Here is an 18,141-nt window from a genome sequence, read left to right on the forward strand (position 1 = left end):
GCGTCGGCTCAGGCGTGGACGGGCCGACGGATGATGCGGCCGCGGGACATGACGAAGTCGACGTCACCGGTGGCCGAGATATCGGTGAGCGGATCGCCGGGCATAGCGACGATATCGGCACAGGCGCCGGTGCGCAGCCGTCCGAGGTCCTCACGCTGGAGCATCCGCGCGGCGGTCGAGGTTGCGGCCTTGAGCGCACGCAGCGGGGATAGTCCGGCGTCGACGAGGGCGACGAATTCCTTGACCCCGTGGTCGAAGGGGAACATTCCGCAGTCGGTGCCGAACACCACCTCGGCGTCGCCTGAGGCGACGAGCCGCTGGGAGGCCAGGATCTGTTCGGAATCGCGGGAGAACTTCCAGACCGCCTGATCGGGCAGGGTGCCGTCATTCAGCTGCTGGAGGTCTTCTTGGGTCATCTGCATCGTGGGCACGATGAACACCCCCGCCTCGGCGGCCATGGCCACGCCCTCTTCGTCGATGAGGTACGCGTGCTCGAGGCTTCGGACTCCGGCGCGGATGGCCTGCTTGCAGGCATCGGCGGCTCCGGTGTGCACGGCCACGGGCATGCCCAGTTGGGCGGCGGTGGCGCACAGGGCTTCCATTTCGTCGTCGAACCAGGTGCACACGGCGGGGTCGTCGCCGGGGCTGAAGTAGCCGCCGGCGTTGACCGTCTTGATCCAGTCCGAGCCGATGGCGTGTTCGCGGCGGACGGCGGCACGGATCTCGGCACGATCATCGGCCTTGGCGGAGACGGGGATGTCCCAGCGGGTGGGGTAGAAGCCGCAGATGTCGCCGTGTCCGCCGGTCGGGGAGATGATGTGGGCGGCCGCGAGGATCCGGGGTCCGGTGACGAGGTCGGAGTCGATGGCGTTGCGCAGGTCGAGCGTCGGGGTCTCGGGGTCCATCGCGCCCAGGTCGCGCACCGTGGTGAACCCCGATTCGAGGTAGCCCTGGGCGATGGACAGCCCGGTCAGGGCTTTCGTCGCGGTCGATCCGAGCGTCTGCATCGGCAGGTGAGATGCGTCCATGGTCAGGTGGACGTGAGTGTCGATGAAGCCTGGCGAGACGGTCCGGTCGCTCAGGTCGACGACCTCGGCGTCGGTGGGGTGATCGACAGCGGGGCCGATGTCCGTGATGAGTCCGTCTTCGACGAGGATCTCCTGGTTATCGAGGAGCTCGCCGGATTCGCCGTCGAAGAGTTTTCCGCACTTGAGCACTGACGCAGTCATGCTGTCATCGTTTCACAGAGCGGATGATGAGGACAGAGAGCAGCACGCTGGACATGATCGTTCCGCCCATCCCGACCGGTCCGGCGATCGGGCCGAAATAGAGGGAGGCTACGTCGCCGAACATCCTCGCCGCAGAGACCATGAACGCGGCCATACCGCAGACCACGGTGACTGCAGTCAGAACCTGGGCGATCCTCGGCGGGGGAGGGGATCCCGGTGCTGAGTCGGCGATGCAGTTTCGCGTCAGGGAGTACAAGCTGTAAAGGCCGGCGGTCGATGCTGTGAGACTCGCGCAGGCGGTGAGGAAGGCGCTCGAGGCAGGGACGTCGGCGAAACTGCCCCCGGACGGTTCGAAGGCGAAGGTCACCGCAATGATGAGAGCAGAGACGATGAGGACGATGGCTGTGACCAAGGAGGCGTGGCGATGGCGTGGGAGATGTGGAGTCGGTTCGGCCGCCTCCGTGTGGGGATTTGCAAGGCCGGCGGATTCTGGGACTCGACCGAGGATCGTCGCCAGCACACCGGCAACGATGAGCGGATAGGCCACGATCGTCAGCGGGCGCAGGAGCCACAGGTACGCGGTGATCATTTGCCCGACATCCGAGTCTCCAGCGGCAGTGGAGACGAGCGAAGCCAGGCCAGATGGGACGAACAGCAGCACGGTGATCACGCTGAGCACAATGCGCGGATGAAGGGGCAGGGTCCGGAGAAGGACGATCCCCGATGCGCCGGCGACGAGCAGGGTGCCGAGTTGGGTCCACGCGCGGACCGGACTCGTAGCGAAGTACACATCATCGGCGCTGATGAGAAGCGCGGCGCTCGCCCACGACAGGCAATGAACGAGAAACGCCACGACCGTCAGTGAGAAGTCTCCAGGGCTCAGCGAGGCAGGCCGCTCGACAGAGTCTCGGCCGGCACCTGTCGCGGCGACGCGCTGTTCGGCGGTGGTCATGACTCCACGCTGCGTTCCCTGCCGCTGCTGCCGACCTCAGTACCGTCGTTGGCCACATTGCTGTCGTCCGACTGGGTGGTGTCGTCGGGCTGGGCACGGTCACCGGGTTGGGTGGCGTCGTGGGTCGGAGCGCAGTTGAGTGTGCGGACCGCGAGCACGAGACTGCCGAGGACGAGGCCGAACATGCTGATGACCCAGCCCGTGTATCCCAGGCTGGAGACCGGTGGATAACCGACGGCGAGCAAGGTCGATTCCAGGCACAGAAGCAGTCCGCAGGCGACGATTACGAAGGCCAGAGTGCGAGCAGATCGCGGTGTGGTGCCGGAAGAAGATGAGCCGAGGGCCGGCTCATCGGCCGGCAGCGACCGAGACTCGGCGACGACCCGCAGGGCGGCGATGGCGGAGACGAACCCGACCGCTGCGCCCAGAGCATTGAACGCATCACCGTACTCGAACAGGAACATGGCGTCGACGAACATGGTTCGCAGCAGCCAGACGAGGAGCACGATCCCGGTCGCAGCGAACAATCCGAAGGCGGCGGCACGTGAACGGCGGCAGAGGACTGCGGGAGCGGCCGCCTCGGCGACGGGGACGAGCGGGGCCGTGACCGCGGCCAGGGCGAGGGCCACGACGATCGGATAGGCCACCGCGACGATGAGGCTCACGACGCCCAGGGACGTGGTGAGGGTGGGGTTGCCGGCCAGACCCCCGGTATCGGTGCCGAGCATGTCGATGGTGAAGATCCACTTGAGCGCTTCGATGGCGCAGAGGAACACGGTGACGACGATGAACACGTTGCGGGCGATCGGGCGAAGACCGCGGGCGATCGTGATCGCGGCGGCGCCGGAGACCGCAATGAGCGCGATGCGCAGGAGGCTCGGGCCCGGTGACGTCACGTAGGAGTCTTGAGCCTTGACCTCGAGGAGCCCTGCACCGATCCAGGCGACGAGGAAGACGACGGCAGCAACGATGGTGATGGCCATTCTGCGGCTGTCGAGGCCGATTCTCGGGTCATGGGCGTCGGTGTTCGGTGCGGTGGTCATGGCCCTATGCTCCCATAAAAACCAGCCTCCTTGTCGGTTCGTGTGAGAAGATCTCGGTCGGCCGGCGGGAGATGACCTCGCACGTGATCGCCCGAAGTGAGACGCTGGGGGCATGCCGAACGAACTCGCCGACTCGACCAGCCCTTACCTGCGCGCGCATGCCGACAATCCCGTGGACTGGCGGATGTGGACGAAGGAAACCCTCGCCGAGGCGGCCCGCCGTGACGTCCCCCTCCTCATCTCGATCGGCTACTCCACCTGTCATTGGTGCCACGTCATGGCCCACGAATCCTTCGAGGACGAAGCGGTCGCGGCGATGATGAACGACCGGTTCGTGCCCGTGAAGATCGACCGGGAAGAACTGCCGGACATCGATGCCTATTACATGAATGCCCTGCAGGCGATGACCGGCCAAGGCGGTTGGCCGATGACGATCTTTGCCACACCTGCCGGCAGTCCCTTCTATGCCGGCACTTACTTCCCGCCCGCGCCGCGGGGCAATCTGCCTGCGTTCACGCAGGTGCTCTCGGCCGTATCGGCGACGTGGACTGAACGCCGCGACGAGGTCAACCAGATGACGGCCCGGATGGACCGCGGGCTGGCCGAGATGGCCGATGCCGTGACCAGTGCGCTCCCCGCCGAGGCGGCCGCGGAGTCCCTGACCCCCGACGAGCTCGATTCCGCCGCCGCAGCGCTGCTCGATTCGTACGATCCGGCCTGGGGTGGGTTCGGCGGTGCCCCGAAGTTCCCGCCGATGATGAACGTCCTCCAGCTCCTCGCGGCGTTCGTGCGCTTGGGCGGGACCGCCTCGGCGGGTGAGGGAGCGAACGACGGTGATTCGGCGCGCCCGGGAACCGGTGGAACCGCCTCGGCGAACGGGGGAGGGGCCGGGGAGCACCCGATGGATCGGGTCCGGGCCGAGGGGCGGCTCGGCTGGCTCGGTGCCGACGGGCACCTGACCGGCGAACTCGTCCTCGACTGCCTCATCGCCGTGCGTTCGACCTTGGCCCGGATCGCCTCCGGTGGCATGCGCGACCAGGTTCGCGGCGGGATCGCCCGCTACAGCGTCGACCGCCAGTGGTTCGTACCGCACTTCGAGAAGATGCTCTACGACAACTCCCTCTATCTGCGCGCTGTCGTCGCCTGGGCGAAGGTCGAACGCGCCCTGGATTCGGGGTCGAAGTGGCTCGCCCTGGCCGAACGTGAACTCGCCGATACCGCGACCTTCCTGATCAGGGACCTGTCGACCGATGACGGATTCATCGCCGCCCTCGATGCGGATTCGCTCAATTCGGCGGGCGTCTCCGTAGAGGGCGCGGCCTACGTGTTCACTCCCGAAGAATTCGCGGAGGCGGGGCAGGCTGGTCTTCTCGGACTCGTCGATTCGCCGGCAGGGGGAGAGCTGTCCGGCCAGGTGGTCGCGGCCGTGCGGATCATCGACTGGCTCGGCATGGAGGATGTGCCTTTCGATGCGGACCACCCCGCGCCGTGGGACATCGACGCGACGAGGCATCAGCGCGAGGTGCTCGAACAGCTGCGCGCTCGCCGGTCCCAGCCGGCCCGCGATACGAAGATCATCACCGAATGGAATTCCTTGGCCGTCACCGCCCTCGCCGAGGCGGCCCTGTACTCCGGTGCGGGAGCTGAGCCAGTCGGTGGTGCCGATTCGACGGGAAGTGCGGACCCGACTGGTGGTGCGATCACAGGGAACGCCGAATCTGCAGATTCGGCGCGGTGGGCAGAAACCGCCGTGCGATTCTGGACGGCGATGCACGACCGGTTCGAGCAGGTAGGGGCATCCGAGCCGGTGGACGCGGCGGGACCGACTGGATTCGACGTGCGGCGCAGCTTCACCGGCGATGTCGCCGGCCCAGGGCGGGGCGGGCTCGCCGATTGGGCGCAACTCATCACCGCTGGGATCACGGTCCGACAGCTGCCGGGTGGTGCCGCCTCGGTGAGGGTGGACGATCTGGTCGATCTCGGTGCGACGATGCTTGACCTCTTCACCTCCGAACGGGGAGACGGGGTCCTCGAAGCAGTCGATTCGCTCGGTGACGGGATCATCGACGTGAAGTCGGCGGATCCCGTCGACAACACCGTGCCGTCGGGACGATCCGCAGCCGCTGAGGCAGCGCTGCTGCTCGCCGAGCTCGGCGTCGAGGCTGCGACGTCTGGCGGGTCGGAATTCGGTGGCTGGGAGCCATCCGGTGAAGCGGCGTCCCCGGGTGGGGTCGCCGAGCTGGATGCGGGACGGCTGTTGGAGGTTCGGGATCGGCTGCTCGGGGTCTATCGGGGGCTGGCCGGGCAGGCTCCGCGCGGGTGCGGACACGCGCTGTGGCAGGCCGAGCGGGCCCTGTCGCCCGTGCGGGTGGCCACCGTCGACGTTGCGCTGCGGAACATTGCTGCCAGGCATCCGTCGCTCACTCTGCTCACGGCCTCGACCGGGGTTCCGGGACCGGACGGTCGGGAGGTCGACGTCCCCGCGGGGACGGCGATCGTGTGCCGGGGCACGCAATGCTCCCTGCCGGTGGGCACGGCCACGGAGCTTGTTGGGGTGCTGGACGGGTAGGACTGTTGGACCGTTCGGGCGCGCACGTCAGCGGTGGTGTTGGGCCGCCTCGGCGGCAGATCGGGAACTGTTCGGGAAATCACCACATTCCATCGGCGACGGAATATTGAGTTGTCCCGGATAGTGATGGTGGCAAGTCACTTCACGGAAATTCAGCGTTCGAGGCTCAAGCCCCGGTAGCGGTTGAGCGCGGCGGCGATCTCCTGCCGTCGCGGCCGGGTCAGGTGGCCCGGATGGTCGCGGTGCCCCGTGATTCCGTCGAGGCCCTCAGCGTCGAGCATGTCCTCGACCTCGCCCAGCGCCTGGGTCAGGGAGGTGCGTCCGTCGAAGATCTCGGCCAGGTATTCGAGGGCTTCGGCCACTCCCGCCGCCTGCTGCGTGTCGACGAGCTGAGCGATGGCGAGGAGGTCGATGAAGTCGCGGCCGAATTGGATCCGGTCGGCGCCCTTCGCCCGAGCTGTCTTCGTCTTCGACGCCGGACGCAGCGCCTTCGCCGTCGGCACACGCGGTGCGGCGGTGAAAGCGGGGGAGTCTGAACCGGTGTCCGGGTCGAGGTCGGCTGGAGCCGTTTCGAGGTCGGCGGCGGTGACGCCGACGAGGTCATGCGCCTGGTCCGTGACTTCCTTGGGCACATAGGCGTCGAGCGCGATGACGTGATCGGCGACTTCGAAGAACGCACTCGATCCGCCGGCGACGAGCACCGTGGACACGCCCTGCTCGGTCAGCAGCGGACGCACGCGGTCGACGAATGGGGTGATCGGTTCCCGCTCGGCGGGGATGAGCGCACGCATGCGCTCGTCGCGGATCATGAAGTTCGTCGCCGACGTGTCCTCGTCGATGAGCAGGGTGTTCGCGCCCGCCTCGATCGCTTCGACGAGATTGGCCGCCTGCGAGGTCGACCCGCTGGCGTTCGTCGTGGAGAAGAATCTCGTGTCAGAGCCCGAGGGTAGGTTGTTGATGAACGCCGAGATGTCGTCGCCGGTGACGGCGCGACCGTCCTCGGCTCGAATGGAGGTGGCAGTCGGGTCGCTGATGACCCATTCGCGCCCGTCGCCGGCGATATGCGGGTAGACGCCGCGTTCGAGCGCGCGCAGAATCGTCGACTTCCCGTGATAGCCGCCGCCGACGATGACGGTGACCCCGCGAGGGATGCCCATGCCGGTGACGGTGCGGCCGCTGGAGAGTTCGACAGTGTGCTCGAGTTCGGGAGGGGAGGTGAAGGCAACCGCATCGGACGACTTCATCGGCAGGTCCGAATCCCCGGACGTCCGCGGGAGAATCGCACCATTTCCGACGAAACCGATGAGTCCTGCTTCGCCGAGGTGGCTGCGCAGTTCCAGCTGATCCCGGTGCAGTCGGACGTGGTCGGCGAGCCCCTCGGCCGATGGGCCGTGAGTGTTCCCTCCTCTGCCTGATGGGGCGTCCGACCAACGGTCGAAGAGGAAGAGCCGTTCGGCGAAATCCGGCAGATCACGGGTGAGGATGTCCGCTGCCTGATGACCGAGGATGCGACGTCCGCGCGCAGGCAGATTGACGAGCAGTCGTGCCTCGAATCCGGCGTCATCGATGAGGATGTTCGTCCGCTCGAGGACCTCCTGCCCGGGACGGCCGAGGATGAGTGCGCGCTGATCGAGCTTCGCAAGCACCTCGTTGCCGGCCCGGAGCAGATAGTCGGCGGCGGCGATGCGATCGGCCCGATCGGTGGTGAGGTCGAGCGGGAACTTCGCATCGGCACGGTCGACGCGGACCCGGACCTTTGACGGTGAGGCGAACGGGTCGGCCTGAACTCGGTCGATGAAGATGGTGACCGGTCCGAAAGTGTAGCGGCCGCGGATCTGCTTGAGATTGCCGTAGCTGCGACCGTCGAGGTTGTGCAGAGTGGAGGCGAGATTCGACTGGCGTGAACTCATTTCACACATGCTACTGGCGGGAGATGAACGTCTACTCAGCGGTCTTGGATTCGACGCCGTAGAACCGGGCCGCGTTCGACCAGAACACCGCGTCCGCCTCGGCGGGGGCGAGCACCTGACGAAGGAGCGTGAAATCAGCGTCGGCGAAGGGGCGACGTGCCCGCGTCGACGGCAGGTCCGTCCCCACCATCAGCGCGGTCGGGTCGGTGTCGACGATGCGACGGACCGCCTCTGCGGGATCGAGCTCCACACGGCCGAAGCCGGTGGCCTTGACCTTGACTCCGGCCTCGACGAGGCGCAGCAGGGTAGACAGTCCGTCCTCGTGCATGCCCAGATGATCGATGCTCACCGCCGGCAGTGAGACGATGCGTGCGGCGAGATCCTCATCGATGGAGCGGGCGTCGATATAGAGCTCGGCGTGCCATCCGACGAGGTCATAGACTCGTCGGGCAAAGCTGTCGAGGGCATCGAGGGTGGCCGAACCGCCGCGGGCGATATTGAATCGCAGAGCCTTGATGCCGGCCTCGTCGAGGCGTCGGATCTGATCATCGGTGGTCTCATCCGGCAGCTGGGTAACGCCGACATAGTTGTCGCCGAGTTGGCGCAGGGCCTCGATGAGGTACCCCTGGTCGAAGCCTTGGAACGAACCGGACACGACTGCTCCTCCTGCGACTTCGACTCCCACATCGGGGAGGCTCTGCAGTCGCGCGCGATAGTCGGCGACCGTGAACGGATCGGGCAGATAACCGTTGTTCTCGATCAGCGGATAGTTCGGATCGATGATGTGCAGGTGCGCGTCGAAGGCACGCTGGAGTTCGCTCATACCGTCAACCTACAACGTCTCCGAACTGCTCATTCAAGGCGTGGCGCGTCTGTCGGTCTGTGTACCGTTCGATGGGCGCGTCCCACCTTGAACGACGCTGAAGAGGAGAGCGGGGGAGCGGCTCGCGGATTCTCATTCTTCGGTACTGCGCATAACGATCCCATCAAGGGTCTCGAGCGCACGGTCGGCAGACCTGGTCATGTCAGCGCCTCGGTATATTGTGAGGGAGTTCACATCGAGGTGATCGAGCGGCGCTGGTCGACGGTGATCGCGGCTGCTCTCTTTCGAACATTTGGAAGGATGAGGATGTCCGGACGCACTGCCGAGGCCGCTTCGACAGACTCGGTGCAGCAGACCGACGTCGACGAGCTCATCGCTCAATACGACGAAGAGCTGCCGCAGCGGACGCTGACGCGCAGGCTCGACCTCGGTGTCGGCATCGTCTGCTTCGTCGTCTCGCTCTTCGTGCTCAACCAGGTGTTCTTCCCTCTGCGGCAGGGCAACCAGTTCTACCTCATGTGGTTCCTCGCCTTCGTGCTGCCGCTGGTCTTCGTCTGCTATCGGCCCGGATTCGGTCGCAAAGCCGAAGCGGCGGACAAGGCCGCGGAGGCGGCAGGGGCGGTATCGACGGACGGCGCAGGGGGCAAGGGTAGGGCCGGCACCGAGGCGGGGGTCGCCTCGGCGAAATCCTCGACATCGCCGAAGCGGAGACGGGCGAAGAACGACAACCCGTCGATCATCGATTGGGCACTCGTCGTCATCACCTTCCTCACCTGTGCTTATCCGGTGCTGCCGTTCTTCTCCGGCGGATTCAACGAATTCCTCAACCGGCAGGGTTCGCTGACCGGCCTGGACGTCATCATGGGCGGAGTCCTGCTTCTGCTCATCCTCGAAGCGACCCGCCGAACCACCGGACTCATCCTGCCGATCTTCTGCATCGTCTTCTTCCTCTACAGCTACTACGGCTCCTATATCCCCGTGAACTGGCCGGGCTCGCATGCCGGGCAGAACTTCGACCAGATCGTCAACGCCCTGTACAACGACGCCTCCGGTTTCTACGGAATCCCACTCGACGTGGCCGCGACCTACATCGTGCTGTTCACCATCTACGGAGCGGTGCTCGACAAGACCGGCGCCGCCAGCTTCTTCATCGATCTCAGCTTCTCTCTGTTCAAGAAATCCAAGGCAGCCCCCGGACGCACCGTGGCACTATCCGGATTCCTCCTCGGCACGGTCTCCGGCTCGGGCACGGCAACGGCCGTCTCGCTCGGCGCGGTCACCTGGCCGGTGCTCAAAAGAGCCGGCTATCCGAAGGAGAACGCCGGCGGTATGCTTGCCGCCTCCGGCATCGGCGCCATCCTGTCCCCGCCGACGCTCGGTGCCGCGGCCTTCATCATCGCCGAGCTGCTCAACGTCTCCTACGGACTCGTCCTTCTGTGGGCAGTCGTGCCCACTCTCCTGTACTACCTCGGCATCTTCCTCGCCATCGAAATCGACTCCCGGAAGATCGAAGTCGACTACACGCCGCCGCCGGGGCTGCGGTCATGGCCGATCTTCAAGAAGGGCTTCTACCACTTCATCTCCCTGGGCATCATCGTCGTCTTCCTCGCCCTCGGCATGGCACCGTTCAAAGCCGTCGTCTACGCGACGCTCGTCGGCATCGGATTCGGCATCATCGAGATCATCCTCGCCCGCCGAGGCGAACCCGCCACGATCCTCCGCGCCGTCTGGGACGTGTTCTACGGGGCCCTGTCGACGGGCATCCGCTCGGTTCTGCCGGTGACGAGCGTGTGTGCCGCCGCCGGCATCATCGTCTCGACGATCACGAAGACCGGGCTCGGCCAGGTCATCTCCGACATCCTCATCAAGGGAGCGCAGGCATTCTCGGATGATCCGACGGTCATCCTGATCCTCACCTGCATCTTCGCCGCAGTTGCCGTGACGGTGCTCGGTCTGGCAGTGCCGGTGACCGCCTCGTTCATCATCAGCTGGGTCATCGTCGGCCCAGCCCTCATCACCCTCGGAGTCCCCGAGGCGGCCGCGGCGATGTTCATCTTCTACTACGCAGTCCTCTCCGAGGTCTCCCCGCCGACCGCGCTGGCGGCGGTTGCTTCCTCGGCGATCACCGGCGGCCGCGTCATCGCCACCATGTGGCAGGCCTGCAAGTACGCGATCCCCGCATTCCTCGTGCCTTTGGCCTTCACCTTCACACCCGAAGGTGCCGCATTGGTCGCTCAGGGAGGGTTCCTCGGCGCGGTCTGGACCTTCCTTGTCTCGGCCTGCGCAGTCGCTGCCTTGGCCGCGGGCGCAGGCGGATGGATCATCCGCCGCGCCGGCTGGCCCGAGCGGATCCTGTGCTTCCTCGCCGCCGGCGCGCTCCTCTACCTGCAGCCGCTGTCGATGATGGTCGGCTTCGCTGCCCTTGCTCTCGCCGTCGTCATCCACATGGTCCTCCGACGGAAGCCGGCGACCGCCTCGGCGAGGGGGACTGCGGCTGGACCGGCCGCCTCGGCGAATGATGAGGCACCGTCGAACGCAGCCGGCACGGGTACAACTGGCGCGGAAGGATCCGGTGACGGACCCACCGATGCACCACCCTCGTCCGGAACACCGGCCGGGACCAACTGAGAAAGGGACGAAGTCCATGAAGCGAACAAGGACGTTCACGATCGCCGCTGCGGCCCTGGCCGCAGTGCTGACGATGAGTTCATGCGGTGGCAAGCGCGAAGCCGAACCCGCTGCCGAAGGCGGAGACGGCTGCACGGCCGCCTCGGGGCAGATCACCATCGCCACCGGCAACTCGACCGGTGTGTACTACGTGCTCGGCGGCGGACTGGCGCAGGTGATCTCTGACAATTCCGACCTCAAGGCCACAGCGTCGGAGACCGGCGCTTCCGTGCAGAACCTCCAACAGCTGTCCAGCGGCGACTTCGACATCGCGTTCTCCCTGGCCGATACCGCCGCCGACGCAGTGACGGGGGATGCGGACTTCAAGGAGGCCGAGGACCTCTCCGCGCTCTCACGTATCTACGACAACTTCACTCACGTCGTCGTGCGCAAGGATGCCGAAATCGACTCGGTCGAGGACTTCAAGGGCAAGACGATCTCGACCGGTTCGCCGAAGTCCGGCACCGAGGTCATCGCCAACCGTCTCATCGAATCCGCCGGGCTCAAGGACGGGGACGTGACCAAACAGCGCCTCGACCTGTCCAAGACCGTCGACGGGATGAAGGACGGAACCATCGACGGCATGGTGTGGTCCGGCGGACTGCCCACAGCCGGCGTCACCGACCTCTTCACCTCGAACGGCAAGGACGTCGAGATCCTCGACATCTCCGACCTCGAGGGGAAGATGAAGGAGATCAACCCCGTCTACGAGGTGGCTGAGATCCCCGGTGACACGTACAAGGGCGTCGACACGGTGAAGACGATCGTCACCCCGAACGTGCTCATGGTCCGCAACGACATGGACGAAGGCACGGCCTGTGCTCTGACGAAGCTCCTCTTCGACAAGAAGGACGATCTGGTCAAGGTGCATGCCGCGGCGAAGGAGATCAACCTCGACACCGCCGAACCGCCGGAGCCGATCAAGCTGCACCCGGGCTCGCAGAAGGCACTGGACGAGCTGAATAAGTGAGAAGCCGGGGCGCCCAACTGCTCGCTCAAGGCGTGGCGCGTCTGTCGATCTGTGTACAGTCCGGTGGGCGCGCTCCGCCTTGATCGACGCTGACGAGGAGCGGAGCTCCACGCTTCGCACGGCGGGCAGCGCGGCCCGCGGCCAGGATTCTCCGGGGCCCTCGTTCCTCAGTTGTTCTGAGGGCCGACCGGCGGGATCCGGCCCGGAGCCGGACTCAACCTTCCCGCAGGCCGACGGTCGGATCGGGCAGGTAGACCTCTCCGCCCGATGCGAGGAACTCGCGGCTCTTCTGCTGCATTCCCGCCAGGGCCTCCTGCGCCTCGGCGCTGCCGTAGGTATCGCGGATGTCCTGGGAGATGCGCATCGAGCAGAACTTCGGACCGCACATCGAACAGAAGTGCGCGGTCTTCGCCGGTTCCGCCGGCAGCGTCTCGTCGTGGAACGCCTCGGCGGTCTCCGGATCGAGGCCGAGGGCGAACTGGTCCCGCCACCGGAATTCGAATCGAGCCTTCGACAGCGCATCATCGCGGGCCGTCGCCCCCGGGTGGCCCTTTGCGATATCGGCGGCATGCGCGGCGATCTTGTACGTGATCACCCCGGTCTTGACGTCGTCACGGTCGGGCAGCCCGAGATGCTCCTTCGGGGTGACGTAGCAGAGCATCGCCGTGCCGTAGCGGGCGATCTCCGTCGCCCCGATCGCCGAGGTGATGTGGTCGTATCCGGGCGCGATATCCGTAACCAGCGGACCCAAGGTGTAGAACGGCGCACCGTGACAGAACTCCTGCTGACGTTCGACGTTCTCCCGCACGAGGTGGAGCGGAATGTGCCCGGGCCCTTCGACCATCACCTGGACGTCGTGGGCCCACGCGCGTTCGGTGAGTTCGGCGAGAGTGTCGAGCTCGGCGAACTGGGCGGCATCATTGGCATCGGCGATAGAACCCGGCCGCAGTCCGTCGCCGAGCGAGAAAGCAACATCGTAGCGAGCGAAGATCTCGCAGAGTTCATCGAAGTGGGTGTAGAGGAAGTTCTCCTCGTGGTGGGCAAGGCACCAGCCGGCCATGATGGACCCGCCGCGTGAGACCATCCCGGTGACCCGGTCAGCCGTGAGAGGAACGTAGCGCAGCAGCACACCCGCGTGCACGGTCATGTAGTCGACACCCTGCTCGCACTGCTCGATGACCGTGTCGCGATAGATCTCCCAGGTCAGAGCGTTCGCATCGCCGTCGACCTTCTCCAGCGCCTGATAGATCGGGACGGTGCCGATGGGGATCGGCGAATTGCGGATGATCCACTCCCTGGTGGTGTGGATGTCATTGCCGGTCGACAGATCCATGAGGGTGTCGGCACCCCACTTCGCGGCCCACCGCAGCTTCTGCACCTCCTCGGCGATGGAGCTGGTGACCGCGGAATTGCCGATGTTCGCATTGATCTTGACGAGGAACGCCCTGCCGATGATCATCGGCTCGGATTCGGGGTGATTGATGTTGTTCGGAATGATCGCGCGACCGGCGGCGAGCTCGGCGCGCACGAGTTCGACATCGCACTGCTCGCGAAGCGCCACGAACCGCATCTCCGGTGTGATGATGCCCTGCCTTGCGTAGTGCATCTGGGTCACCGTGCGGCCGGACTTGGCCCTTCGCGGAACCGGTTTGCGTCCCTTCCACTGCTGCGACGGGGCACCTCGGCGGACGGCGGCACGACCGTCATCGGCGATGCGGTGGCCGCGGGCGTCATACGTCTCAGTGTCGAGGCGGTTCTCGATCCACGGGAATCGCAGAGCGGGCAGTCCCTCTTCCGGAATGCTGCCCGGTCCGACGGTGCGGTAGACGTCGACGGGATCGTTGGCCCGACCGTTCGCGTCCTCGAGCTCGATGCGGGTCACGGGAACGCGGATACCGTGTTCCTCGTCCTCGACCCACGCCGGCGAATGCGTCGGATACTGCTCGAGGGTGAACTGGTCGTGCGAATCTGCGTCAGACGAAGTCGTGGCAGGGGCAGGTGTTTCAGGGGTGAATGCAGTCATCTGCAGTCCTCACTTCCTACGCCGGTATCAACCGGATCAGGTTCTACGGTCTCGGACGATCCAGTCCGATCTCAGCCCTTGCAGCGGGCTCCCGTGGGGTCGTGCCATTCGTATCACGACTGACGCAGTGAGGACAACTGCAGCCCTCGAAGCATCAATCGGATCGGTGTGATGACCATTCCTCGGCGAGAATGGCGTAGGAACAGCCGTCGAGCCAGCCTCGATCGGCATGCCAAGACGCCTGAATTGAATACTCCTCGAGCCGCATTCCCAGTTTCTCCAGGATCCGACGGGACGCACGATTGTCGGCAAAGCATCCGGCGCTCACACGTCGCAGACCGAGCTCGTCGAATGCCAGCTGCAACATCACCCGGGCGACCTGACCGCCGAAACCACGACTCTGATGACGCGGGTCGACGAGGTAGTCGATTCCCGCCTCACAGTTCCGATAGGCGTTCCGGTCTCCATGGATCTGTCCTTGGCCGTCGTAGATCCACAGGGTTCCGGTCGCAACGACATCCTCGCTGTGCCGGGCGATGAGCACATGATGAAGCGGGTTGTCGAGGCTGTCCAACCACTCCCGCTTCAGCGCAGCAGGATCAACAATGGTCTGGATGAGCCATTCGGTCACTGCCGGGTCGTTTCGCCAGCGCAGCACAGAGTCGATGCTCTCAGGGTCGGGTGCGGTGAGCGTGAGCGGTCCGGCGCGCCACGACCGTTTTCGGAAGTGATCCTCCTCGTGCATTCGGCCTCCTTGCCGATCAATGGTGAGAAAATCCGACCGCGCCGAACCAATTTCGCAGAATTGTCGGACGGGTTGGCGGTCAGCCGCCCTGGAGGAACGCCTTCGCAGCGGCGCCGAGGGCGACGACGTCGGAGACCGCGACCATTTCGCGGGCCGAGTGCATCGAGTACAGAGCCGGGCCCACATCAACGGTCGTCATGCCCAGCCGGGTCGCGGTCAGCGGTCCGATCGTCGACCCGCAGGGCATCGCATTGTTCGACACGAAATCCTGGTACTCGACTCCGGCGGCCGCGCACGCCTGTGACCACACGGCGGTGCCCACCGCATCCGTGGCGTAGCGCTGCTGAGCGTTGAGCTTGAGCAGGGGACCGCCGCCGAGGCGGGGGCGGACATGCGGATCGTGCCGTTCCGGATAGTTCGGATGGGCAGCATGCCCGGCATCGGAGGAGACACACACCGAGGTGGACATCGACGCGAGATAATCGCTGCGCGTCGACTGCGGCAGCAAGGAGGCGACGATGCGCTCGGTGACGTCGGCGAGGAACGGACCGCACGCGCCCGAGCGCGAATTCGACCCGATCTCCTCATGATCGAACGCCGCGAACAGTGGGATGCCGTCGAGCCCGTCGGCATCGAGCTGGGTGAGCGCGGTGACGCCGGCGTGGACGGACAGGAGGTTGTCCAGCCTCGGCGAGGCGAAGAACTCCTCGGCGGCACCGAAGAGGGCCGGCTCCTGAACGGGAATGGTGTAGACATCGTGGCCGACGACGGACTCGGCATCGACCCCGGCAGAGGCGGCGAGCAGTTCGATGATGTCCGCCTCGGCGAGGTCGGCCAGACCGATGACGGGAGCGGTGTGACGCTGCTTGTCCAGGGTCAGACCCTCATTGACCTGCCGGTCGAGGTGGATCGCGAGCTGCGGGATGCGGGCGATCGGCCCGGTGCGGGCGAGCACGATGCTGCCGTCGGCGAGGCCGAGCCGACCCGCGAAGGCGAGCTCACGATCGAGCCACGAATTCAGCAGCGGCCCGCCGTAGATCTCCACCCCGACCTGGCGGGCGCCTTCGGCGGTGAACTCGCCGCCGGGTTTGAGTTTGAACGCCGGGGAGTCGGTGTGGGAACCGAACACACGGAACCGGGGAGCCGCCTCGGTGACGGTGGGATTCATCCACGCGATGAGCGCGCCGTCGCGGATGACGTAGTGCCCGGTTCCGGGCGTCAGCGCCCAGGGAACGGACTCGTCGAGGCGGGAGAAACCGGCCTCTTCCAGGCGTTTCGCCGCGGTGTCCACCGCGTGGTAGGAGCTGGGAGATGCGCTGACGAAGTCGCCGAGGTCGGCCGCTGTCGTCGCGGCCACATCCGGTCTCGGGAGTGATTCATTCATTTCCCCAGCCTATCGTTTGCGGTAGTTTGGAGGAGAAGAAGATCAGGCCTCAGACGCCGGGTTGCCACCGGGTCCGAGAATCAGGCGGGGGCAGCGACCCTGCGACCGCACCAGCGACGGCAAGGAGTGTTCGACGTGAACCAGTTCGTGACGGAGTGGAACACCTGGCGCGACTCACGGAACTCAGCCCTTGCGAAACCGTTCGGCTGGCTCAGCGTCGTCGGACTCCACTGGCTAGACGCCGAATCGACCTGGACCGACGCCCCCGGCACGTTCACCGTCGACGACGGATGGGTGACCGTATCCCTGAAGACCGGAATCAAGGCCGGCCCCGCAGCCGAGACATTCGACCTGCTCAGCAAGGTCGGCAACGGTGAGTCGGCTGGTGCCGTTGCTGCTTCTGGCGTGAACGGCGGAGGACCGACCCGTGCGACCAGCCCGGCCGTGCCCAGCGACACCTCGACTCTGCCGAGGGTGATGGACCAGTCCGGTGCGGGCGCGGCTGCGGCAGACTCCGCGGGTAGCGACCCTTCTGCCGGAACGGGCGCCGGATCCGATGCGGGGTCCGATGGCGGATCCGACGGGCACGCAGCAGCGCCCGCCAAGCCACAGGTCCGCGTGGAAGAGAACGGGTTCAGCGCGAAGCTTCCGAACGGCGGCTCGCTCAACTGGTTCACCGTCGGCAACGTCCTCTACGAACTCATCGATCGGGGCGGCCGCCTCGGCGTGCGTGTGCGCAATTCGAAGTCCCCGCTGCTCGGGAAGTTCTTCGAGGTTCCGGTCTTCGACCCGGACCCGGACTTCGTCTTCCTCGCCCGGTTCACCAGGTTCGACCCGTTCAAGACCTACACCATCGAAACCGCCCAAGAGGACCTGCAGCTGCAGACACAGGCGGCGGGAACCGTCACCTTCGAGACCTCGCACGGTGAGGTGAGCCTGCTCGCCACCGGGTGCCCGAAGACCGGACTCCAACTGGACTTCCACGATTCGACGAACGGGAGCACCACCGCCGCGTGGCGGACCATCGACCTCGGAGTGCCGAATCAGGACGGGTCGCTCGTCATCGATTTCAACCGTGCGGTGAACTACCCGTTCGCGTTCACCTCGTTCGCCACCTGCCCAGCCCCGATCGAAGGAAACGTCGTTCCGTTCGACGTCACCGCAGGTGAGCGGCGTCCTCCATTCTTCTACTCGGAGGCCGGGATCAACGTGCCGTTCCTCTTCTACGTGTGGTGGGACGAAGAGAGCGCCGAGGTGACCCGCCCCTGGTATTCGCGTTTCGGCCTCGACATCACCATCCTCAACCCCAACCACGACGACGGGCGGATCTCCCTCGTCGGCTTCGACGGGGTCGCGATGTCCGGCGGGGATCTGTCGCCGCTGGGGCGCAAGGCCCGGTCGCGGCTCATCGATGTCGCCACCGAAGCGCTGACTTCACGGATTCCGGTCATCGGCATCGGCGCGTACTCGGCGTTCGTCATCCAGGCCCAGCGGGAGCTGCGTTCGCAGCAGGGCTACGTCGACGGCATCGAAACCGAATACGAGGCGCCGGCGGACCGTCTGCTCATCGTGATGAACAACGAGCTCGACCCGAAGCAGGCCGGTTTCGACATCGTCCACACCGACGCCAGCGGGCTGATCTATGTGGAGATGCCCTTCAACATCCCGCTCGAGTCCGACCGCACTGAGGTCGAGGACTTCCAGTCGGCGATGGAATCCGGTGCCTCGATCACGAGCTGGCAGGAATTCGACTACCGCATGGTCGCCCTCATCCGCCACCACCGCTGACGGCCGGCTCCCAGCCTCAGTCCCAGCGCCCGTTTCCT

12 protein-coding genes and 1 riboswitch are annotated in these 18,141 nt (G+C 65.8%); of the genes, 4 read left to right on the forward strand and 8 right to left on the reverse strand.

Going from position 1 to position 18,141, the window contains the following annotated elements; genetic code table 11:
• Positions 1-8: 8 nt before the first annotated feature.
• Genes KTJ89_RS19125 through KTJ89_RS19135 form a run of 3 tightly spaced genes read right to left on the reverse strand, consistent with a single transcriptional unit; the run spans position 9 to position 3,224 of the window.
• A complete protein-coding gene (locus tag KTJ89_RS19125; protein ID WP_259358954.1) occupies positions 9-1,229 on the reverse strand; it encodes a metal-dependent hydrolase family protein in 1,221 nt (406 codons plus the stop codon).
• Positions 1,230-1,233: 4 nt separating this feature from the next.
• Positions 1,234-2,181, reverse strand: coding sequence for a hypothetical protein (locus KTJ89_RS19130; RefSeq protein ID WP_259358955.1), 948 nt, complete (start codon positions 2,179-2,181; stop codon positions 1,234-1,236).
• Complete coding sequence (locus tag KTJ89_RS19135) at positions 2,178-3,224, reverse strand: hypothetical protein (protein WP_259358956.1); 1,047 nt, start codon at positions 3,222-3,224, stop codon at positions 2,178-2,180. Before KTJ89_RS19135 ends, KTJ89_RS19130 begins: the two co-directional genes overlap by 4 nt.
• A gap of 112 nt (positions 3,225-3,336) precedes the next feature.
• Between KTJ89_RS19135 and KTJ89_RS19140 the strand changes: the two genes are divergently transcribed.
• A complete protein-coding gene (locus tag KTJ89_RS19140) occupies positions 3,337-5,793 on the forward strand; it encodes a thioredoxin domain-containing protein (RefSeq protein ID WP_259358957.1) in 2,457 nt (818 codons plus the stop codon).
• Between the two features lie 152 nt (positions 5,794-5,945).
• Here KTJ89_RS19140 and KTJ89_RS19145 read toward each other — a convergent pair whose 3' ends face one another.
• Positions 5,946-7,703, reverse strand: coding sequence for an ABC-ATPase domain-containing protein (locus tag KTJ89_RS19145; protein WP_259358958.1), 1,758 nt, complete (start codon positions 7,701-7,703; stop codon positions 5,946-5,948).
• Positions 7,704-7,734: 31 nt separating this feature from the next.
• Positions 7,735-8,526, reverse strand: a complete 792-nt coding sequence (locus KTJ89_RS19150; protein ID WP_259358959.1) for an amidohydrolase family protein — start codon at positions 8,524-8,526, stop codon at positions 7,735-7,737.
• A gap of 306 nt (positions 8,527-8,832) precedes the next feature.
• On the opposite strand from KTJ89_RS19150, the gene KTJ89_RS19155 reads away from it, so the two are divergent.
• Together KTJ89_RS19155 and KTJ89_RS19160 are read left to right on the forward strand one after the other, a co-directional pair.
• On the forward strand, positions 8,833-11,154 hold the full coding sequence (locus KTJ89_RS19155) for a TRAP transporter permease (RefSeq protein ID WP_259358960.1): 2,322 nt from the start codon (positions 8,833-8,835) through the stop codon (positions 11,152-11,154).
• Positions 11,155-11,170: 16 nt separating this feature from the next.
• Positions 11,171-12,163 (forward strand): TAXI family TRAP transporter solute-binding subunit, encoded by a 993-nt coding sequence (locus KTJ89_RS19160; RefSeq protein ID WP_259358961.1) that lies wholly within the window; start codon positions 11,171-11,173, stop codon positions 12,161-12,163.
• Positions 12,164-12,377: 214 nt separating this feature from the next.
• Here KTJ89_RS19160 and thiC read toward each other — a convergent pair whose 3' ends face one another.
• The 3 genes from thiC to KTJ89_RS19175 form a co-directional block, all read right to left on the reverse strand.
• Complete coding sequence (gene thiC, locus KTJ89_RS19165; RefSeq protein ID WP_259358962.1) at positions 12,378-14,186, reverse strand: phosphomethylpyrimidine synthase ThiC; 1,809 nt, start codon at positions 14,184-14,186, stop codon at positions 12,378-12,380.
• A riboswitch (TPP riboswitch) is annotated at positions 14,182-14,290 on the reverse strand. (Overlaps the previous gene by 5 nt.)
• Positions 14,291-14,340: 50 nt before the next feature.
• A complete protein-coding gene (locus KTJ89_RS19170; protein ID WP_259358963.1) occupies positions 14,341-14,931 on the reverse strand; it encodes a GNAT family N-acetyltransferase in 591 nt (196 codons plus the stop codon).
• Positions 14,932-15,010: 79 nt separating this feature from the next.
• A complete protein-coding gene (locus KTJ89_RS19175; protein ID WP_259358964.1) occupies positions 15,011-16,315 on the reverse strand; it encodes a M18 family aminopeptidase in 1,305 nt (434 codons plus the stop codon).
• 135 nt (positions 16,316-16,450) lie between these two features.
• On the opposite strand from KTJ89_RS19175, the gene KTJ89_RS19180 reads away from it, so the two are divergent.
• The gene (locus tag KTJ89_RS19180; protein ID WP_259358965.1) at positions 16,451-18,103 is read left to right on the forward strand and encodes a DUF1684 domain-containing protein; all 1,653 of its coding nucleotides are present in this window, start codon (positions 16,451-16,453) and stop codon (positions 18,101-18,103) included.
• The last annotated feature ends 38 nt before the right edge of the window (positions 18,104-18,141 follow it).

The organism is Brevibacterium sediminis (assembly GCF_024895295.1).
In the GTDB taxonomy this organism is placed as follows: Bacteria; Actinomycetota; Actinomycetes; order Actinomycetales; family Brevibacteriaceae; genus Brevibacterium; species Brevibacterium sediminis.